This is a genomic window from Streptosporangium sp. NPDC050855, assembly GCF_044456585.1.
Classification (GTDB): Bacteria; Actinomycetota; Actinomycetes; order Streptosporangiales; family Streptosporangiaceae; genus Streptosporangium; species Streptosporangium longisporum.
In genome coordinates this window covers 60,983-81,438 of record NZ_JBITFY010000023.1, presented here as the reverse complement: position 1 = coordinate 81,438, position 20,456 = coordinate 60,983, and the positions used below count along the sequence as shown (strand labels likewise).

Genomic DNA, 20,456 nt, shown 5'->3' with positions numbered 1-20,456 from the left:
GGATGTGGGGGACGCCGCCGTGGGGCAAGGGTGATTCGGGTACGGACCTGCGTCGCAGGTACCCGTCGAAGGGAAGTGCCATGCGACCTGACGTCAACCTGACCACCCACGAGACCGTGGCCGGTTTCGGCACCTACGCCGAGGCCCAGCGTGCCGTGGACCAGCTGTCGGACCAGAAGTTCCCGGTCGAGCACACGATGATCGTCGGGGTCGGTCTCCGGCTCGTCGAGCAGGTGCTCGGGCGGCTGACCTACCTGCGCGCGGCCGTGATGGGCGCGGGGACCGGCGCCTGGTTCGGCCTGCTGATCGGCCTGTTCTTTGCGATCTTCGCTCCCGGGCCCTTCCCCTTCGTCCTGGCCCTGTGGGGGCTGGTGTGGGGCGCCGTGGCCGGGGCGATCTTCGGGTTGATCAGCCACGCGTTCACCGGCGGCAAGCGGGACTTCCTCTCCTCCAGCGCGATCATCGCCGACCGCTACGAGGTGCTGGTCGCCGCCCCCCAGGCGGCCGAGGCCCGCAGGCTGCTCAACGTGGGCACCTCCGAGCAGATGCCCCGGCAGCAGATCTGATCGGCCGGGCCCGCTCATCGGGTGGCCTGGTTCGCTCATCCGATGGGGTCGGTTCGATCGATCGGGTCACTCGTCAGATCGGCCAGGTCCGCTCCTCGGATCATCCGGACCCGCTCCTCGGACCGGTCGGGCCTGTTCAGTGCAGGCTCCGGCCGTTCTCCTGCACGGCGAGCCTGGCCAGCTCGACCCGTGAGCGGATGCCCAGCTTGCGGAAGACCTGCCGCAGGTGGAAGGCGACCGTGTGCTCGCTGATGAACATCTGCTCGGCGGCGTGCCGGTTCGTCAGCCCCTGCGCGACCAGGGCGCAGACGGCCCGCTCGGTGCCGGTCAGGCTGGCCCATCCCGACACGGGACGGTCGGTCCTGGTCCAGTGGCGGCGCCGCTCGCCCAGCAGGCGCAACCTGCCCCGCACCCGTGCGGCGTCGCGGGTGGCCTCCACGGCCCCGTAACAGGCCAGGGCGGTCCGCAGGCTCTCCACGACCGGCTCCCGGTGGCAGCCTCCCGCGTCGAGCAGCACACCGAGATCCTCGGCGGCCGAACCCCTGGCCCACGGATCGGCGTACCCGGCGACGGCACGGCCCAGGGCCTCGGGGTCGCCCTCGCGCAGGCCCCGCGCGTGACCGGCCGCCACCGACGGTCCCGGCAGTCCGGGGTTGCGCCAGGCCAGCCCCTCGGCCGCCTCGACCACGGCGTCGGCCCTGTCCGGCTCGCCCGCCGCCACCGCCACCCGTACCAGCCACGCCGCCGTGGCGGGCTCGCAGGTCAGTGCCGCGGGGTGCCGGGGCAGCGCCGCGTAGACACCGCCGAGCGCCGCCATCGCGTCCACCGGCCCGGTACGGGCCTCGCCGATCCGCCCGGCCGCCAGCTCCGCACGAAGCCGCTCGTACGACGGCAGGCCCCACGACCATCGGGCCGGTCTCCTCGCCATGTACCCGACGGCTCCCGGCAGGTCGCCCGCGCGCAGTGCCCCGACGCCGAGCACCGACAGGGCCGAGCAGGCCAGGCCGGGCGCGTCCGGGCCCCGCGCGGCGGCCAGTGCGGTCCCGGCGTGCTCGACCACGCGGTCGAACGTGCCCGCGGCCAGGGCGAGACGCGCGCGGAGCACCCCGATCCCGGCGGCCGGGTCGGGCTCGCTCCCGGCCTCGGACCCGGCCTCGGCGGCGGCGTCCTCCGTCACCGCCTCGGCCTCGTCGAGCAGCCACAGGTCGATCAGCATGGAGGCCAGGACGGCCCGCGGCCACCGGTGCCGTCCGCGGCCGGGCCGGTCCACGGCCTCGCGGGCCAGTTCCAGCCCGCGCGAGAGCAGGCCCTCGTCCCAGGCGAGCAGGGCCGGGCCGGGAGCGATGCCGCCGGCGTCGCGGGGCGGGCGGGCCGGTCGCGTCCGGCAGGCGTGCCCGGCCCGTTCCCGAAGTGCCCGTCGCACCGGCTCCGGCATGCCTTCGGCGACCGACCGCCACAGCACCTCCTGACCGAACGCGAGCCCGCCGGGGGTGGTGACGAGCACGCCGGAGGCCAGGGCCTCCTCCAGGGCGGGGAGCACCGCCCCGGGTGTCTCGCCGAACAGCCCGGCGACGCGCTCCGGCGAGAACGAGCGTCCGAGCACCGCCGCCGCCTCCAGCAGGTGGCGGGTCCCGCCGCCCAGCTCGTCCAGCCGCCGCCGGACGGCGACGTGCAGACGCCGGGGAAGCGCGATCCCGGTCGGCGCGGTCTCCACCGGGACGTCGACCGGTGCGGTCCCGGTGATCGCGGACCGGACGGGTGCGGTCCCGGCCGGTACGGGCTCCGCCAGGGTGCCGCCCGAGGGGGTGGCCGAGGCCGGCGGGGGCCCGGCCGGCCGGGCGAGGCCGCCCTCCACCCGTACGGCGCCCTCCTCGCGCAGCCCGGTGAGGAGCTCCGACAGCAGCAGCGGGTCACCGCCGGCCTGGGCGGCCAGGGCCGCCAGGCCCGGTGCGGGCGGTGCGCCCAGCAGGTCGGCGCAGACCCCGGCCACCGCCTCCCGGTCGAGGGGGCCGAGGGTGATCCGTACGGCCCCGTCCGTCTCCAGCAGGTCGAACAGCCGTCCGGGGGCGTCACGCGGCGGCGCGCCACGGCAGGCCAGCAGCCAGGCCACCGGCCGGTCGGCCAGCCTCGCGGGCAGCGTGCGCAGCACCATGAGCGTGGCCGGGTCGGCCCACTGGAGGTCGTCCAGGACCACCAGCAGCGGCCCCGAGCGGAGCCTGTCCTCCAGCGAGGCCCGTACCCGGCCGTCCGGCCACAGCAGCCGGCCGGATCCGTCGCAGAGGGCGTTCCCGGCCTCGATCGCCGGTAGCGCGGACAGCAACGGGCCCAGGGGGGTCAGCCGTCCCAGCTCGTCGGCCCGCCCGGTGACGACCGCCATGCCCAGCGCGGACGCGGCACCGGTGGCCTCGTCGAGCAGCAGCGTCCTGCCCGACCCCGGCCTGCCCTGGACGAGCAGCACGTTCCCCGTGCGGGAGGCGACGCCGCCCAGCAGGGTGAGCACCGCCGCCCACTCAGCTCCCCGGCCGCGCATCGTCTCGCCCCGCGCCCGCTCCCGGCCCCCGGGTCACGGTCGTGGGCCGGGCCCTCTCAACGGTGGTCACCCGTAGGGCATCCCCGCGGGACGAATCACCACGCGCCGGTGATCCCGGTTGTCCCGGTGGTTTGGCCGAGATTTGACCATGAAACGACATCGGGTCCGGGCCGTGGGAAGTCGGGTCGCAGGAGCCGGGCCGCAGGGGGGCCGGGCTGAGGGGAAGCCGGCCGTGGGGAGTCGGGCCGCAGGGGGCCGGGGGCGGGCAAGCCGGCCGCGGGAAGCCGGGCCGCCGGGGGAGCCGGGCCGTTCTCAGCGCTCGATGAGCGTGACCTCGAGGAAGTAGTGCGAGGCGCGGTAGACGTGGGAGCCGTGCTCGACGGCCCTGCCCTGGTCGTCGTAGGTGGTGCGGACCATGGTGAGCAGCGGCGCGCCACGCCGCTCGTCGAGCAGCCGCGCCTCGGCCGCGGTGGCGGCCCGGGCCCCCATCCGCTGGTTCGCCACGCGCATCCGTACCCCGGCGGAGCGGAGCAGCTCGTACAGCCCCCGCTGCCGGAGGCTCTCGGCGCTCAGCGAGGCGAGCGGCATGGGCAGCCAGTTGTGCAGCAGGGCCAGCGGCTCCCCGGCGGCGTAGCGGATCCGCTCCAGGTGCGTCACCTCGGTCCCGGGCGCCACGCCGAGGACCCCGGCGATCTCCTCGTCCACCGGGACGGACCGCAGCAGCAGCACCTTGGTCGCGGGCTCCTGGCCGGCCCTGCGCAGGTCGTCGTAGAGGCTGGTCAGCTCGACCGACCGCTTGACCTGGCCGTGCACGACCTGGGTGCCCACGCCTCGTTTGCGGACCAGCTGGCCCTTGTCGACGAGGTAGCGGATCGCCTGGCGGACGGTCGGCCGTGACACTCCCAGCCGGTCGGCGAGCAGGATCTCGTTGTCGAGACGGGACCCGGGCGGCAGGTCGCCCCGGCGGATGGCCTCGGAGATCTGCTCGGCCACCTGGTAGTAGAGGGGAACCGGGCTGGACCGGTCAAGCTCGATGGCGAGCCGCGCCGTCATTCGCCCTCCTGGTTGCCGCACCTCGCCGTCAGGGTAGCGGACATCAGAATGTCCTGACAAAAACCGGTCGCGACCCGTCTGGTCGTGTCTCCGCTGTCTCCGGTGTCTTCGGTGTCTCCGGTGTCTCCGCGGGCTCCCTCCTCCTGCAAGATGGGACGGGCATCCCACCCGCGCCCGCACCGCTCGTACCGCCCGCACCCGACCCCGGCCCCGCCCCACCCGCACCGCTCACCCGCACCCCACCCCGTCCACCCCGTCCACCCCGTCCACCCCGTCCACCCCGTCCACCCCGTCCACCCCGTCCACCCCGTCCACCCCGTCCACCCCGGACGCCCCGTCCGCCCCGGACGACCCCCGATCCGCCCCCGTACGACCGGCGCCGGTTCGCGCCACTGGAGGAAGCCCATGGACCCGAATGTTTCGGCCGATCTCGCCGCCGTCGCGGTGGAGGCCGCCCGCACCGCCGGAGACCGGCTGCGCGAGGTGTTCCGATCGCGTCCCGCCGTCGAGACCAAGAGCGATTTCCACGACCCGGTGACCGAGCACGACCACGCCTCGGAGCACATCATCAGGGAGATCATCGAAAGGCGCGTGCCGGGCAGCACGGTCATCGGCGAGGAGGGCGGCAGCGAGGGCTCGGGCGAGATCCGCTGGTACGTCGACCCGATCGACGGGACCGCGAACTTCGCCGTGGGACTGCCGTTCTTCTGCGTGTCGATCGCCGCCGCCGTCGGCGACGAGGTGGTCGCCGGGGTGATCTACGACCCGGCGCGCGACGACGAGTTCCGCGCCGACCTCACCGGGGCCTGGTGCAACGGGGTGCCGCTGCGCAGCGCCGGTGCCGTACGCGACCGCGAGGCGGTGCTGCTGACCAGCTACCCCTTCCCCGCCGAGGTGACCGACGGCGGGGAAGAGACGCTGCGGCGCTTCGGGCGGATGCTGACGTCCTTCGCCTCCACCCGCCGCCCCGGCAGCACCGCGCTCAAGCTGGCGCATGTCGCGGCGGGGTGGGCGGACGTCGCCTACGGCAGTAGGGTCAGTCCGTGGGACATGGCGGCGGGCTCGCTGCTGATCCGTCAGGCGGGAGGCGTCTTCATCCCGCTGAAGGGGTCGGTCTTCGAACCCGGTGGCTACCTCGCCCACGTCGGAGGGTTCGACCTGGCGGGATCGGTCATGAGCGAGCTGGTCCTCGACGGGCGCCCGGCCTGAGCAGGGACGGGCGGGTGGGCGGCGGGCCGCCGCACGACCTGTCCCGGAGTTCCGACCGCATTACCAATTGATCCTGTAGGAAATAAGGGTAAGGTGGTCGTGTCGCCGTACGAAGGAGCCGACATGAGCCTGGAGCCGGAGGCCGAGAGCCCGCTGGCCACCGCCGTCGAGGCCGCGCGCTGGATCCGGTCGGCGGCCGTGGACGACGAGCGGGGGCGGCACTGGCGGGCCAACCCCGATCCGCACGGCCGGGCCGCCATGCCCGACCACCCGCTCTCGCTGTACTCGGGGGCCGCCGGGATCGTGTTGTTCTTCCTGGAGCTCGCCGCCGCCACCGGTGACGACGGCTACCTCGGCGACGTCCGGGCCGGTGCCCGCTACCTCATGGCCACCTGGCGCGAGCAGGCCGACCTCTCCCTCCACCACGGCCTGGCCGGGGTGATGTTCGTCCTGTCCGAGGCCGGGTGGGCCACCGGCGAGCGGGAGTTCGAGGTCGAGGCCGCCGCGGTCGCCGACCACATCGTGCGCGGCGCCCGTACCGTCGACGGCGGCCTGGGCTGGACCGGTGACCCCGCCCAGCGGGGCGACGGCGGGACCATCCTCGGGCTGCTGCACGCCGCGGGCATCCTGGGGGTGCCCGCCTACCAGGAGGCCGCGGTCGAGGCCGGGGACCGCATCGCCGCGCTGGTGGTCCCCGGGCACCGGTTCGGCGAGGAGGCCTGCGCCGACCTGCCGATGGACGCGGTCACCCCGGGCTTCCTGTCCGGCACGGCCGGCACCGCCTTCGTGCTCGCCCGCCTGTACGGGGTCACCGGCGAGAGCCGCTTCCTGGACGCCGCACGCAGGGGGGCCGACTTCGTCCGGGCGGTCAGCACCGTGACCGAGCGGTGCGCCCTGGTGCCGCACCACATCCCGCAGGGACGCGACCTGCACTACCTGGGCTTCTGCTCCGGCTCGGCCGGGGTCGCCCGGATGTTCTACGAGCTGCACCGCGTCTCGGACGACGCCGGGGACCTCGACTGGGCCGAGCGGCTGGCCAGGGGGATCGTCCGCAGCGGCGCCCCGCCCGTGCAGAGCGGCGGCTACTGGAACTCGGCCTGCCAGTGCTGCGGCACCGCCGGGCTGGTGGAGCTGTTCGTCGGCCTCTGGGCGGCGACCGGCGAGCAGCGGCACCTGGACTACGCCAGGACCCTGGGCCGGGACCTGGTCACCCGGGCCACCCGCCACGACGGCCGGGGCTCGCGCTGGTACCAGGCCTACCGCCGATTACGGCCCGGAGAGGTGACCGCCGACACCGGGTACATGGTCGGCGCGGCGGGCATCGGATCGGCACTCCTGCACCTGGACGCCACCGCGCGCCCGCGGGAGGCGCGGCGCCTGATCCTGCCGCCGGACAACCCGTTCCCGGCCATCCCGCTGCCGAGCTCGACGCTCCGCCGGACCTGAGGACCGGTCGCCGGGATGATCGGAGGACGGCCCTCGGGCCGGGACGTCGCGCCTTACAGACTTCGGACGATATGCCCTTTGCCTGTCAAGGGGTGACAAAGCTCGTGATGATGATTGGTGATTCCCCGTGAGTGCTGCCCAGAGCCTGCCTAGTCTCGGTCCCGTGACAATCCAGGATTTCCTTCCCGACCCCGACCGCTCCGTCGTCGCGATCGAGCCCGCCCAGCCGGCCGCGGGCCACTGGGCCGGTGCCCCGAGCGCGGTGTGGAGCGACGGGATGATCTACCTCGCCTACCGGCTCCGCCGCCCCGTCGGCGAGGGACGCGGCTACGCGGTCGCCATCGCCCGTTCCGCCGACGGTGAGCACTTCGAGACCCTGCTCACCATCGGCAGGGAGGAGATGGACACCGAGTCGCTGGAGCGGCCGACCATGGTCCGCACCCCCGAGGGCCGGTGGCGGCTCTACCTCAGCTGCGCGACCTACGGCACCAAGCACTGGCGGGTCGAGGTGCTGGAGGCCGACGAGCCGTCGGGCTTCCGTGCCTCGCAGCGGCAGGTCGTGCTGCCGGGCGACCCCAAGACCGGCGTCAAGGACCCGGTGATCGTGCTCAGGGACGGCGTGTGGCACCTGTGGGCCTCCTGCCACCCGCTGGACGCGGCCGAGGAGGCCGACCAGATGGTGTCCGACTACGCCACCAGCGCCGACGGCATCGAGTGGACCTGGCAGGGCACCGCGCTCAGCGGCCGGCCCGGCACCTGGGACGCCCGGGGCGCGCGGGTGGCGGCGGTCCGCTTCGTGGGCGACCAGGTGGTGGCCTTCTACGACGGCAGGGCCACGGCCGCGGAGAACTACGAGGAGAAGACCGGCGTCGCGATCGGTACCGACCCCGCCGAGCTGACCCCGGTCGGCACCGAGCCCGTGGCGGTCTCGCCGCACGCCGGGGGTGGCCTGCGCTACCTCGACATCGTGGACCTGCCCGGCGGGGGGCGCCGGCTGTACTACGAGTACACCCGTGCGGACGGGGCCCACGACCTCCGCACCGAGCTGCGCTGACGACGGCCCCGGGTGCGCCGTCGCACCCGGGGTCCCTCCCGGCCGTCGCACAGGTGCCGTCCCCGCTCGCTTCCGCCGGTTCCCGTGCTCAGGGCCGGGGCCACCGTGCTCAGGGCCGAGGGGCGGGGGCTCCCGTGCTCAGGGCTGGGGGCGGCCGTTGCGGGCCTGGCGCTGGCCGTTGGGACGGGTGCCCACCAGGCCTCCCGAGCGCTCGCGCGGGCGCAGCCAGTCGCTGAAGTCCTCCCCGGTCACCCGCTGCAGCAGCGCCACGTCCTCGGTGAAGTAGGGGATCAGCTTCTCGCGCTGGTCCCAGGTCAGCGGCTGGCGGGGGCGGGCCTGATCCTGCAGCCTGCGCTCCAGCGGGTCGGTCAGGGCCACGTTCACCCGGTCCGGCAGGAATCGTCCCATCGCCGCACCCACCCGCAGTGCCCGGGACAACATCCGGTGCCCCCGGGTCGGCTCGGGGTGGGCGGTCACGTTCTCCCGGGGCACCTCGGTCACCACGCCGCTCTCCACCCCGAGGAAGCGGAAGATCCGGTCCAGGGTGTCGACCGGGCGGTCGACCAGGTCGCGGTAGCGGTAGACGAGCACCTGCTCGCGCGGGAAGAGCGTGTAGAGGTGTTCGAGCTGCTCGCCGTATCTGCCGAGCCGGAGGTAGTGCCAGAACGGCGCCCAGCCGGCCCTGACCCGCCGCTCCTCCTCGGCGCAGGCCCTCAGCACGTCGCCGACGGGCTCCAGCCCGGCCGACCACAGGTGCGTCCAGTTGGAGTGCGCGCGCTCCACCGGGTCGCGCAGCACCACGATGAGCCTGGCGTCGGGGATGGTCTCCCTGATCCGCCGCTGCGCCGCCCGGTCGTAGAGGTAGAAGGGGGTGGACTCGCCGGTGAGCGTTCCCGGCGGCGCCTCGCTGAACAGCGCCTCGTAGTCCTCGCGCCGCCAGACGTGCTCGCGGTAGGTCTGGGCGTCCCCGGGCCCGCCCTTGGTCGGCGGCGGGCCGTCGCTGAGGAAGAACTTGGGCTCCTTCACCGGGGACATGAACAGTCGCGGGTGCCGGGCGAGAGCCGAGTGCAGCGCGGTGGTCCCGGCCTTGGGGGCACCGATGGTCAGGAAGTTCGGCAGCGGCATCGTTATTACCCTTAATCCCTACTGTAATTATTGGTAAATATAGTCCCTTCTCGGACGAAGGCAAGTGTCCGACCGCGAGGTCGTGACGTTCCCGGACGGAATTCCCGGAAACCCGGGCTTCAGTCGTCGGTTCCCTCCCGGGAGGGCGGGGACCGGTGACGCGATTCCGCCCGGTGGCCCCGGGAGCCTTCCGGATGCTTCTCGATCGTGCATGGGTTCCGCACTTCTGTGACCAGGAAGAGTACCGAGACCGTGTTAACGGGGGGTTGCCGGAGCGTTCCCGTTCGCCGTTCCGCTGCCGCGATGCCGTGTACGCGTGCCGCCCGGCCGTGTCGTGTGCGCCGAGCCGTGATGCCGAGCCGTGACGCCGTGTCGTGTGCCGCTGTGCCACGGCGTCGAGTCGTGACGCCGAGTCGTGCCGTGTGCCGCTCTGCCCTGACGCCGTGCCGTGGTGTCGCCCGGATCCCGGTCCGGTCCCGTCCCGCCTGGAGAGGATGTACCCCGCCTCCCCGTCGCACGAACGTCCCGGGCCCTCCGGCGCGAGGCCGGGGGGGGGGGGGGGGGGGGGGGGGGCGGGGGGGGGGGGGGGGGGGGGGCGGCGGCCCCCCCCCCCCCCCCCCCCCGCCGGACGCTCGCGAACGCGCCCCGGCCCCGGTGGACACGGCACATTCCTCCCCTCGCGTCACGTCGTGATGTCACGACAAATCATTGACACGTAGGTAATGCATTGGTTACAAACCAGGGACGGGGAGATCCGGCGAGGCGACGCGCGGAGGTACCGAATGAAGTGGACGACAGTCCCGATCCTGGCGGCGGTTCTGGGCCTCTCCGTCCTGACCGGCTGCTCGGCCGGGCAGGCCGGCGGGGAGCCCTCGGTGGAGCAGCCTTCCGGTGCTCCCGCCCCCGCGGCCGGTGACGGCACCTTCGCCGTGGTCACCCACGCGGGCACGGGCGACGCCTTCTGGGACGTGGTCAAGAACGGCGCCGAGGCGGCGGGCAGGCGCTACGGCGTCACCGTGACCTACCAGGGCGACGGCGACCCCGGGCGCCAGTCCCAGCTCATCGACCAGGCCGTCAGCCAGAAGGTGAACGGGCTCGTGGTCTCCATGGCCAACCCCGACGCCCTCAAGGAGTCGATCGGCAAGGCCGTGACCGCGGGCATCCCGGTGATCACCATCAACTCCGGCGGGGACGTCTCCCGGGAGTTCGGCGCGATCACGCACGTCGGCCAGTCCGAGGACGTCGCCGGCCGGGGAGCGGGGGAGAGGCTCAAGGCACAGGGGGTCGCCAAGCTGCTCTGCGTGATCCACGAGGCCGGGAACGTCGGCCTGGACCAGCGCTGCAACGGCGCGACGCAGGGGCTGGGCGGCACGGTCGAGCGGCTCCAGGTGGACGTGGGCAACCTCGCCGACGCCACCTCCAAGATCAAGGCGAGACTCCAGTCGGACCCCTCGCTCGACGGTGTGCTGACCCTGAACCCGGCCGTGGCCGTCGCCGCCCGCGACGCCATCGCCGACGGGGGGTCCAAGGCCGTGCTGGGCACCTTCGACCTCTCGGCCGACGTGGTGGCCGCGATCAAGGACGGCGAGATCGCGTTCGCGGTCGACCAGCAGCAGTACCTGCAGGGCTGGCTGCCGATCACGTTCCTGACCCTCCACCGGGACAACCTCAACACCGTCGGGGGCGGCCTGCCGGTGAACACCGGTCCCGGTTTCGTCACCAAGGAGAACGCCGAGAAGGTGGCGCAGCTGGCCGAGAAGGGCACCCGGTGACGGTGCCCTCCGGCATCGGTGACACCGCCGGCACGGACGACACCGCCGACACCGCCGACACCGCCGACACGGACGACACGGCCGGCACGGCCCACGGGACCGGCGCCAACGGCGTCACCGGCAAGGCCGGCGCGGCCGACGAGCGGCTGGCCCGGAGCGGGCCGGCCCGCCGGTTGCTGATCAGGCCGGAGCTCGGCGCGGTGGTGGGCGCCCTGGTGGTCTTCGCGTTCTTCGCCGCCCAGTCGCCGGTCTTCCGCTCGGTCGAGGGCGTGGCCAACTGGCTGGACCCGGCCTCCACCCTGGGCATCATGGCGGTCGCCATCGCGCTGCTGATGATCGGGGGCGAGTTCGACCTGTCGGCGGGCGTGCTGACCGGCACCGTCGGCCTGGTCACGGTCATCCTCTCCACCCGCTACGGCCTGCCGCTGTGGGCGGCGATGGGCGCCGCCCTGGCCGTGGCGCTGCTCGTCGGCCTCCTCAACGGCCTGGTGGTCGTCCGCACCGGGCTGCCGAGCTTCATCGTCACCCTGGCCACCTTCCTGATGCTCCAGGGCGTCAACCTGGGCGCCACCAAGGCGCTCACCGGCACCGTGCAGGTCGGCGGGCTGCGCAGGGTCGAGGGGTACGAGGAGGCCAGGGCCGTGCTGGGCGGGACGATCACGGTGGCCGGGGCCGAGTTCCGGGTGGCCGTCCTGTGGTGGCTGGCCGTCACCGCCGTGGCCACCTGGGTGCTGGCCAGGACCAGGGCCGGAAACTGGATCTTCGCGGTGGGCGGCGACGAGCGGGCCGCCCGCGCGGTCGGGGTCCCCGCGGAACGGACCAAGATCGCCCTGTTCATGACCACCGCCGGGGCGGCCTGGCTGGTCGGCTCGATCATGGCGCTCCGCTTCACCTCGGTGCAGGCCGGTTCCGGAGTGGGCCAGGAGTTCGTCTACATCATCGCGGCGGTCATCGGCGGCTGCCTGCTGACCGGTGGCCACGGCTCCGCGATCGGTGCCGCCGTGGGTGCGGTGATCTTCGGTATGGCGGACAAGGGCATCGTCTTCGCCGGGTGGGACGCGGACTGGTTCACCTTCTTCCTCGGGGCCATGCTGCTGCTGGCCACGCTCGCCAACCGGTTCGTACGCCGCTACGCCGAGGAGGTGAGGCATTGACCGGGACGGACGACACCCCGCTGCTGGAGGTGCGCGGCGTGGGCAAGACGTTCGGCGGGGTGATCGCGCTGCGCGACGTCTCCCTGCGGGTGCGCGCGGGACAGGTCGGTTGCGTCCTCGGCGACAACGGCGCGGGCAAGTCCACGCTGATCAAGATCCTTTCGGGCGTGCACGCCCCCGACACCGGCGCGTACCTGGTGGACGGCGCCCCCGCGGGCTTCGGCAGCCCCCGTGACGCGCTGGAGCGGGGCATCGCCACCGTCTACCAGGATCTGGCGATGATCCCGCTGATGTCGGTCTGGCGGAACTTCTTCCTCGGGTCGGAGCCCGTGCTGGGCCGGGGGCCGCTGCGCCGCTTCGACGTGGCCCTGGCCCGGCGGACGGTCCGCGAGGAGCTGCGCTCGATGGGCATCGACATCCGCGACGTCGACCAGCCGGTGGGGACCCTGTCCGGCGGTGAGCGCCAGTCCGTGGCCATCGCCCGCGCGGTCCACTTCGGGGCCCGCGTGCTCATCCTGGACGAGCCGACCTCGGCCCTGGGGGTCAAGCAGGCCGGGGTCGTGCTGCGCTACATCGCCCAGGCCCGCGACCGGGGCGTGGGCGTGGTCTTCATCACCCACAACCCGCACCACGCCTACCCGATCGGGGACCGCTTCCTGGTGCTCAACCGGGGCGTGAGCCTGGGGGAGTACGCCAAGGACGAGATCACCCGCGAGGAGCTGACCTCCCTGATGGCGGGCGGCGCCGAGCTGGAGCGGCTCGCCCACGAGCTGAGCCGGGCCGAGGACCCGCCGGGCTGAATCCAGCGCGCGGGCGCCGGTGGGTCCACGGCACCGCTCACCGGGTCGGCTCAGGGGTCCAGCCGGGCGAGCTGGTCGGTGTGGGCCTTGGCGGTGGCCGCGGCGAACGCCTTGGTGGCCGGGTCGGCCCCGGACCGTCCCTCGCCCTTGGCCACCAGCACGGACTGGGTCAGGTACTCCCGCGCGTTCCCGGTGAAGAGCCGGTCGAAGGCCGGGCCGTCCGCGCGGTCCAGGGCGGCGAAGTCGGCCGGGGTCGTCATGCCCGGCATGTCGTGTCCCTCGTGCTCGCGGCTCTGCGGCACCCCGGCCCGCCGCAGCAGGTCGCGCAGCCCCTTGAGCGTCGCCCGGCGGGCGGGCACGGTCTCGGCGGCGAACCGTGTGATCGCGGGGTTCGAGGTCTTGCCGGGGGCCAGCTCCAGCAGGCGTACCGACTGCTCGGTCATCGGGATCATCAGCTGCAGCCAGGCCAGGTCGGTGGCGTTGAAGGACCCGGCCGGGGTGGTGGCCCCGCCGGAGGGCGTGCCCGAGGGCGCCGTGGAGGGGAGGGGGGAGCTCACGGCCGCGGCCGGTCCGGCCCGGTGGTGACCCGCGGCCGGATGGGACTCGGGCCCGGCCGCCACGCAGCGCGAGATCAGCAGGACGGTGAGCACCGCGAGTACCGGAACACCGACGACGGACGCTCTCATGTCGCTCCCTTCACCCGGGCCGTGCCGGAGGGGGGACCCGGGGTGGGGCGGAGCCCGGGACCGGGCCCCGCCCGCCGTTCGGATGAGGGTGGGGGTGAGACAGACGTACGGTGCCGCATGCCCCGCCGTCAACCGGTCATGTCAAACGACCGCCACCGGAAGGCCGACGGTGACCGGCCGCCATGGGCCGGTCACCGTGGGGCGATCGCCGTGAGCCGGTGACCGGGAGGCGGTCACCGCGGGCCGGTCACCACCGGCCGGTCGTCCCGGTGTCAGGGGGTGCCGTCGGCGCCGCACTTGACGATCGGGCGGATGCAGTCGCGCACCCGGCGCTCCATCTCGGCCTCGGGCCAGGCGTTGAAGAAGTCACCGTGCATGGTGAAGCCCGGACCGGACGCGAGCCGGAACTTCGCGGGGTCGCCGCTGACCGGGTAGCGCAGCACCTGGCGCAGCTTGGGCACGATCACCGGGTGCGAGGCCGGGCAGGCGCCGTTCACCGGGTAGGACATGTGGCTCTTGTGGTCGGCCGAGTCCAGGTCCCTGCCGTTCCAGCAGTGCGGGAAGTCCAGGTAGGACTCCAGCATCGTGCCCGAGGGGCACTCGACGAAGTCCTTCGAGGAGCCCACGTGCCCGGCGTGCAGGCACGACCAGCGCGCGTTGCTGGAGGCGTCGGGCTTGGTGGCCTTGGCGTTGCCGGCCACGATCCGCAGTCCCAGCGGCAGCGGCCGGGTCTTGGCCATCAGCTCGTCCCGCACGCCCTCGCCCAGGTAGTAGAACGTGGTGCCGGTCGGCTCGACCGGCTTGTCGCCGCTGTAGAGGGTCGGCACCCAGTACGACGACAGGTCGGTCCTCGGGCTGCAGGTGGTGCCGCCCTTGAGCAGGCTCGTGATGTCGGAGTCGGCGTCGGTGGTGGTGTTGCCGAAGAAGCTGTGCATGTGCGACCCGCCGGGCAGGCCCGGCACCACGATCGGGTCGTCGGGCAGCCGGTGGGTGTACGGGCACTCGGCCACGAACTCCGCCACCCGCACCGCGCCCGGCGGCACCGGGCCCTTGGGCAGGTCGCCCCCGGGGCCGGAGGGCGTCTGCGAGGGGACGGGCCTGGTCGGGGTGGCGCTCGGGGTGGTACCGGGAGAGGTGCGGGTCGGGGTGGCGCTCGGGGTGGCGCCGGGGGAGGTGCGGGTCGGGGAGGCGCTGGGCCGGGGGGTCGCGGTGCTCCCGCCGGTGCCGTGGACCTCGAACTCCCACAGCGACACCCCGTACTCCGAGGAGCGCGCGGTGGCGTTCAGCCGGACGTAGCGGCCGGTGGCCGAGACGTTCAGCGTCTGCGTCCCGCCCTTGCCCGCGGTCGTGGTGTGGATCGTCTTCCACTGGCCGCCGCCGGAGGAGGTCTGGATCGTGAAGGCGGTGGCGTGGGCGCGTTCCCAGTCCAGCACGATCTTCGTGATCGACGCGGAGGCGCCCAGGTCGACCTGGAACCACTGGGGGTCGCCGAAGGCGCTCGACCAGCGGGTGTCGTCCCTGCCGTCGATCGCGGCCGAGGGGGACAGGTCGCCCCTCTCGGACGATGAGGCGGTGGCCTTGCCCGACCGTGACAGCGGTGTCTCGGCCGCCTCGGCCGGCAGGACGCCGTTCACCAGGCAGGCGCCCAGAAGGGTCGCGAGGGCACCGGTGAGCGCGAGGCGGCGCGGTCGCCGGTGCGGTGCCGTGGTGCGCGGAGCGGTCTCACTCATGTGGATGGAGGTCCTTAGGGGGATCGGGTGGTGATGGAGGTGGCGTCCCGTGCCGGGCCGTCCGTCGTTCCGAGGTCCGGCACGGGCCGCCCCGTGCGGGAGCGGCCGGTCGCGCCGGGTGGGGGGTGTCATCGCCGCGAGCCTTCCTGTCGTGGCGTCCGGCGGTGAGGCCGGGCGCGTTCCGCTCCTGTACCGGAGACCGCGGGCCCGGCCGGCGATAACGGAAAACGGCGACGTACCAAAAAAGACGGCCCGGATTTTCGTTGTCGGCCCGGCCGCCCTCCGGTCTCCATGAAGGGGGCTCGTGGTCTCCCGTTATGAGAGTTATGGAGAGAATCGTCCGTGTCCGTCGTGCGCCACGGCGCGCGGCGGACACGGACGCGGACGGAAGCGAGGGGTGTGGATGCCGGAGACCGGCAGGGACGGACCCGACACGGCGATGGTGGCCGCGGCGCGCGCCGGGGACCAGCGGGCCCTGGACGCCCTGGTCGCCGGCTCGCTCCCGCTCGTGTACAACATCGTCGGGCGGGCGCTGAACGGTCACGGCGACGTCGACGACGTGGTCCAGGAGACGCTGCTGCGGGTGGTGCGCTCCCTGCCCGGCCTGCGGGACGCGGGGGCGTACCGGTCCTGGCTGGTGGCCATCGCGGTCCGCCAGGTACGCGACCACGAGCAGGACCGCAGGAGCGCGCAGCACCGCCGGGCCGACCTGGAGTCCGCCGAGGAGCTGCCCGACCCGGCCTCGGACTTCGCCGCCGTGACCATCCTGAGGCTCGGCCTGACCGACCAGCGCCGCGAGGTGGCCGAGGCCACCCGCTGGCTGGACGGCGACGACCAGACGCTGCTCGCGCTGTGGTGGCTGGAGGAGACCGGCGAGCTCGGCCGCGCCGAGCTGGCCGGGGCCCTCGGCCTGTCCGGGCGGCACGCGGCCGTGCGCGTCCAGCGGATGAAGGAGCAGGTGCAGACCGCCCGGACCATCGTGCGGGCCCTCGGGGCGGCGCGCGCCGAGTCCGGCTGCACCGGGCTGCGCGACCTGGCGGCGAACTGGAACGGCACGCCCAGCCCGCTGTGGCGCAAGCGCTTCGCCCGGCACATCCGCGACTGCGACCTGTGCCAGGGGCGGACCGCGGGCCTGCTGCCCATCGACCGCCTGCTCGCCGGGCTGCCGCTGCTGCCGCTGCCGGCCGGCTTCGCCCTGCACCACCTGCAGGCCGTCCCGCCCGCGGCCGAGGCCGCGGCGCACTCCACCTTCTGGGACGCCTCGCACGGCTCCCACGCCGCGGAGTCCGGCGGGCGCGGCCTGGCGTCGCAGCTCCCCTCGGGCCCGGTGGCCGTCCTCGGCGGGGTGGCGGCCGTCGTCGTCGGGGCGCTGCTGGTGGTCGGCCGCCTGGTCGCCCCCGACCCCGCGCCCCCGCGCCCCGGACCGCCGCAGGCGGAACCGGCCCGTACCGCCATCTCGACCGCGGCGGCCGCGTCGGCGTCCCCGGTGTCCCCCGTGTCCCCGGTGTCCCCGGCACCGCCGGCACGGACGCCGTCGGCGCGCGCCACACCCCGGCCGACCCCGTCCCCCGGGCGGAGCAGGACCCCCCGGCCTTCCCCGCCGCCCGCCGTGGTGACCTCCGCCAGGAAGGGCGTCGGCGTGTGGAAGATGCCCGGCCTCGGCACGGCGCTCGCCGCCTCCGGTGCCGGCTGGTACTACAACTGGTCCACCCGGCCCGAGGGTGTCACCGGTCCGGGAAGGAGCGGGTTCGTCCCGATGATCTGGGGGGCCGGCAGCGTCACCCCCGCCGAGCTGGCCCGCGCCAGGAAGGCGGGCCCGTACCTGCTGGCCTTCAACGAGCCCGACCTGCCCACGCAGGCGAACATGACCGTGGAGCAGGCGCTGTCGCTCTGGCCCCGGCTGATGTCCGCGGGGCGGGTGCTCGGCAGCCCGTCGGTCGCGTTCGGCGCCGACACCCCCGGCGGGTGGCTGGACCGCTTCATGTCCGGTGCCGAGGAGCGGGGCTACCGGGTCGACTTCATCGCGCTGCACTGGTACGGCGCCGACTTCCGCACCGAGGCCGCGGTCGGGCAGCTCAGGTCGTACGTCCAGGCCGTGCACGAGCGCTACCGCAAGCCGATCTGGCTCACCGAGTACGCCCTGATCGACTTCTCGAACGGGACCCGCTACGCCACCGACGCCCAGCAGGCCGCGTTCCTCACCGCCTCCACCAGGATGCTGGCGACCCTGCCGTACGTGCGGCGCTACGCCTGGTTCGGGCTGCCCTCCTCGGAGACCGAACCCGGCAGCGGGCTGTTCCGCGCCGACGGGACCGTGACCCGGGCGGGCCGAGCCTTCCAGGCGGCCCGCTGACCATATCCCGCCACCTGGTGGCGATGAAGGACGGCCGCGTCGTCGCCGAGGGCGTGCCCGGTGCCGTCGTCGACGCGGCGCTCGTCCGGGAGGTCTTCGACCTGCCGAGCATCGTCGTGCCCGACCCGGTGACCGGCACCCCCATCGTGGTGCCCACCCTCTGACCCGCTTTCCTCGCGGCAGGTAAGGCGATCACCCGTCCCGGGAGAAGCCTTACTTTCCCGTACTTTCAGGACTTTCGAAAGCGTGTGTCCAGCTCAGAGAGATATTGATTTGTGGAGTTTCGAAATATTTTTGCTCTCTATTGACATGTTTCGGTGATTTTTTCACACTGAGCGCCATACGGGCGGGCATGTGCCGCCCCCCTTCTATGCACCGGAAGGAGAATCCCGGCCATGATCGATTCAGCCAGGTCGAGGATCCGTACACGGGCCGTCGCGCTGATGGCGGCGGTGCTTCTGTCGATCACAGGTGTGCTGGCGCTCACCGTCACGGAAGCCTCGGCGGCGGTCGAGAACGAGGGCGCCGACTGTGCCGTGCCGACCCTGCCCGACGCGGGCAGCCTGCCCACGAACTCCCGCCTGCCCGATCCCTTCCGCAAGCTGGACGGCACGCGCATGACCACCACGGGTGAGTGGCGCTGCCGCCGTGAGGAGATCAAGCGCCTGGCCGAGAAGTTCGTCTACGGTGAGAAGCCCGGCAAGCCGGCGAGTGTCACGGGCACCGTCTCCAGCAGCAACATCACGGTCAACGTCTCCCACAACGGCCGCTCCTCCAGCTTCTCGGCGGGTGTGCAGTTGCCGACCGGGGGCGGATCGGGCCCCTTCCCCGCCGTGATCGTGTACGGCGGCCTCGGTGCCGACACCGCCGCCATCCGGGCCGCCGGCGCCGCGGTCATCAGCTACGACCCCTACGTCGTGGGCCGGGAGGGCACGCCACGCAACAACAAGCAGGGCGCCTTCTACAGCGTCTACGGCTCCTCCTCGGCGACCGGGCTGCTGGCCGCCTGGGGCTGGGGCGTCAGCCGCATCATCGATGTGATCGAGCAGTCGGGCGGCAACGTCCTGAAAGCGGACGCGACCGGCGTGACGGGCTGCTCCCGTTTCGGCAAGGGCGCGTTCGTGGCCGGTGTCCTCGACCAGCGCATCGCCCTGACGATGCCGATCGAGTCCGGCACCGCAGGAGTGCCGATCTTCCGCGGCGTCCCCGGTGAGAACGCCCAGAGCCTGTCCAGCGCGTACGGTGAACAGCCCTGGTTCGGCGACGCGTTCGGCTCCTTCACCGGCAGTCCCACCCGCCTGCCGGTCGACACCCACCAGATGGTCGCGATGATCGCCCCCCGCGGCCTGTTCATCATGGACAACCCGCACATCGCCAACCTGGGCCCGCGCTCGGCGAGCGTGGCGGCCCTGGGCGGCGCCGAGGTCTACAAGGCCCTGGGCGCCGGTTCCAACATCACCTACTGGTCCGACGTCCAGGACGGTTCACACTGCGCGAACCGGTCCGAATGGCGCACACCGCTGCAGCAGAACATCCAGAAGTTCCTGCTGAAGACCGGGAACACCCCGGGAGTGATGCGCATCTCGTCCCGTGCCCAGGGCAACCTGGCCGAGTGGCGCGACTGGACCACCCCCGTCCTGACCGACGCCACTCCCTCCCCGACCCCCACGGGAAGTCCTTCGCCGTCGGCCAGCCCGTCGCCGGCCCCGTCGGCCACCACGCTGGGCGCGGCGGCCGCGCGTAGCGGCCGGTACTTCGGTGTCGCGATCAACTCCGGAAAGCTCGGCGACTCCCAGTACACGACGATCGCCGACCGGGAGTTCGACTCGGTCACCGCCGAGAACGAGATGAAGATCAACGCCACCGAGCCGAACCGGGGGCAGTTCAGCTTCGGCGCCGGTGACCAGGTCTACAACTGGGCCACCGGCAACGGCAAGGAGGTGCGCGGCCACACGCTGGCCTGGCACTCCCAGCAGCCCGCGTGGATGGAACAGATGTCGGGCTCGGCCCTGCGCCAGGCGATGATCAGCCACATCAACGGGGTGATGGCCCACTACCGCGGCAAGCTCGTGCACTGGGACGTCGTCAACGAGGCCTTCGCCGACGACGGCAGTGGTGGCAGGCGCTCCTCCAACCTGCAGGGCACCGGCAACGACTGGATCGAGGTGGCCTTCCGCACCGCCCGGGCCGCCGACCCCGGCGTGAAGCTGTGCTACAACGACTACAACATCGAGAACTGGTCGGCGGCCAAGACCCAGGGCGTCTTCCGCATGGTGCAGGACTTCAAGGCCCGGGGCGTGCCGATCGACTGTGTCGGCTTCCAGGCCCACTTCAACAGCGGCAACCCGCTGCCGTCCAACTTCCAGACCACGTTGCAGAACTTCGCCGACCTGGGCGTGGACGTGGCGATCACCGAGCTGGACATCGCCGGCGCCTCGGCCTCCGACTACGCCGCCGCCACCCGCGCCTGCCTGCGGGTGACCCGCTGCGTGGGCATCACCGTGTGGGGGGTACGCGACAGCGACTCCTGGCGCCCCAATGACAACCCGCTCCTGTTCGATCGCAACGGCAACAAGAAGGCCGCCTACACGGCGGTGCTCAACGAGCTCAACGCCGCCGGACCCGGCCCCGGTCCCGGCCCGACCCCGACGCCCACACCGGGTGGCGGCTGCACCGCGCAGCTGTCCGCCGGCCAGACCTGGTCGGACCGCTACAACCTGAGCGTCGCCGTCACCGGCGCCGACGACTGGGTGGTGACCATGACGATGCGGTCTCCGGCGAAGATCATCGCTACCTGGAACGTCAGTCCGACCTGGGACTCCTCCGGCAACGTGATGACCGCTCGGCCCAACGGCGCCGGCAACGACTGGGGGGTGACGATCCAGCACAACGGCAACCGGACCTGGCCCACCGTCTCGTGCCGGCCCGCCTGAGAGCCGGGCGGTGAATCCGGCCGGCGGCACGGTCGCCGGTCCCGC

General features: G+C 73.3%; 15 protein-coding genes. 10 read left to right on the top strand and 5 right to left on the bottom strand.

What is annotated here, in order from left to right; translation table 11 throughout:
• Window positions 1-80 precede the first annotated feature (80 nt).
• Window positions 81-566: a general stress protein gene (locus ACIBCT_RS34330; protein WP_399195865.1), complete on the top strand. Its 486-nt coding sequence runs from the start codon at window positions 81-83 to the stop codon at window positions 564-566.
• Window positions 567-702: 136 nt separating this feature from the next.
• Here the strand turns inward: ACIBCT_RS34330 and ACIBCT_RS34325 are convergent, their stop codons facing one another.
• Window positions 703-3,096 (bottom strand): AAA family ATPase, encoded by a 2,394-nt coding sequence (locus ACIBCT_RS34325; RefSeq protein WP_399195863.1) that lies wholly within the window; start codon window positions 3,094-3,096, stop codon window positions 703-705.
• 312 nt (window positions 3,097-3,408) lie between these two features.
• Window positions 3,409-4,149, bottom strand: a complete 741-nt coding sequence (locus ACIBCT_RS34320; RefSeq protein ID WP_399195861.1) for a GntR family transcriptional regulator — start codon at window positions 4,147-4,149, stop codon at window positions 3,409-3,411.
• Between the two features lie 405 nt (window positions 4,150-4,554).
• Here ACIBCT_RS34320 and ACIBCT_RS34315 point away from each other — a divergent pair, with 405 nt between their 5' ends.
• The 3 genes from ACIBCT_RS34315 (at window position 4,555) to ACIBCT_RS34305 (ending at window position 7,858) form a co-directional block, all read left to right on the top strand.
• Window positions 4,555-5,358, top strand: coding sequence for an inositol monophosphatase family protein (locus tag ACIBCT_RS34315; RefSeq protein ID WP_399195859.1), 804 nt, complete (start codon window positions 4,555-4,557; stop codon window positions 5,356-5,358).
• A 123-nt stretch (window positions 5,359-5,481) separates the two neighbouring features.
• Window positions 5,482-6,804, top strand: coding sequence for a lanthionine synthetase LanC family protein (locus ACIBCT_RS34310; protein WP_399195857.1), 1,323 nt, complete (start codon window positions 5,482-5,484; stop codon window positions 6,802-6,804).
• 163 nt (window positions 6,805-6,967) lie between these two features.
• Window positions 6,968-7,858: a hypothetical protein gene (locus tag ACIBCT_RS34305; protein WP_399195855.1), complete on the top strand. Its 891-nt coding sequence runs from the start codon at window positions 6,968-6,970 to the stop codon at window positions 7,856-7,858.
• Window positions 7,859-7,996: 138 nt separating this feature from the next.
• Here ACIBCT_RS34305 and ACIBCT_RS34300 read toward each other — a convergent pair whose 3' ends face one another.
• Entirely contained in the window at window positions 7,997-8,983 is a 987-nt protein-coding gene (locus ACIBCT_RS34300) for a sulfotransferase family protein (protein WP_399195853.1), read from the bottom strand.
• Window positions 8,984-9,765: 782 nt separating this feature from the next.
• On the opposite strand from ACIBCT_RS34300, the gene ACIBCT_RS34295 reads away from it, so the two are divergent.
• From ACIBCT_RS34295 to ACIBCT_RS34285, 3 genes are all read left to right on the top strand, one after another.
• A complete protein-coding gene (locus tag ACIBCT_RS34295; RefSeq protein ID WP_399195851.1) occupies window positions 9,766-10,755 on the top strand; it encodes a sugar ABC transporter substrate-binding protein in 990 nt (329 codons plus the stop codon).
• A 146-nt stretch (window positions 10,756-10,901) separates the two neighbouring features.
• The gene (locus tag ACIBCT_RS34290; RefSeq protein WP_399195945.1) at window positions 10,902-11,909 is read left to right on the top strand and encodes an ABC transporter permease; all 1,008 of its coding nucleotides are present in this window, start codon (window positions 10,902-10,904) and stop codon (window positions 11,907-11,909) included.
• Window positions 11,906-12,709 (top strand): ATP-binding cassette domain-containing protein, encoded by an 804-nt coding sequence (locus ACIBCT_RS34285; RefSeq protein WP_399195849.1) that lies wholly within the window; start codon window positions 11,906-11,908, stop codon window positions 12,707-12,709. Before ACIBCT_RS34290 ends, ACIBCT_RS34285 begins: the two co-directional genes overlap by 4 nt.
• 50 nt (window positions 12,710-12,759) lie before the next feature.
• On the opposite strand, the gene ACIBCT_RS34280 is transcribed toward ACIBCT_RS34285, so the two are convergent.
• Both ACIBCT_RS34280 and ACIBCT_RS34275 read right to left on the bottom strand, forming a co-directional pair.
• On the bottom strand, window positions 12,760-13,395 hold the full coding sequence (locus ACIBCT_RS34280; RefSeq protein WP_399195847.1) for a DUF305 domain-containing protein: 636 nt from the start codon (window positions 13,393-13,395) through the stop codon (window positions 12,760-12,762).
• Between the two features lie 272 nt (window positions 13,396-13,667).
• Entirely contained in the window at window positions 13,668-15,125 is a 1,458-nt protein-coding gene (locus ACIBCT_RS34275) for a DUF1996 domain-containing protein (RefSeq protein WP_399195845.1), read from the bottom strand.
• Window positions 15,126-15,528: 403 nt separating this feature from the next.
• On the opposite strand from ACIBCT_RS34275, the gene ACIBCT_RS34270 reads away from it, so the two are divergent.
• The 3 genes from ACIBCT_RS34270 to ACIBCT_RS34260 all read left to right on the top strand — a co-directional run bounded on the left by ACIBCT_RS34270 (window position 15,529) and on the right by ACIBCT_RS34260 (window position 20,411).
• Complete coding sequence (locus ACIBCT_RS34270; RefSeq protein WP_399195843.1) at window positions 15,529-17,478, top strand: sigma-70 family RNA polymerase sigma factor; 1,950 nt, start codon at window positions 15,529-15,531, stop codon at window positions 17,476-17,478.
• 17 nt (window positions 17,479-17,495) lie between these two features.
• A complete protein-coding gene (locus tag ACIBCT_RS34265; RefSeq protein WP_399195842.1) occupies window positions 17,496-17,642 on the top strand; it encodes a hypothetical protein in 147 nt (48 codons plus the stop codon).
• Window positions 17,643-17,873: 231 nt separating this feature from the next.
• On the top strand, window positions 17,874-20,411 hold the full coding sequence (locus tag ACIBCT_RS34260) for an endo-1,4-beta-xylanase (protein ID WP_399195840.1): 2,538 nt from the start codon (window positions 17,874-17,876) through the stop codon (window positions 20,409-20,411).
• The last annotated feature ends 45 nt before the right edge of the window (window positions 20,412-20,456 follow it).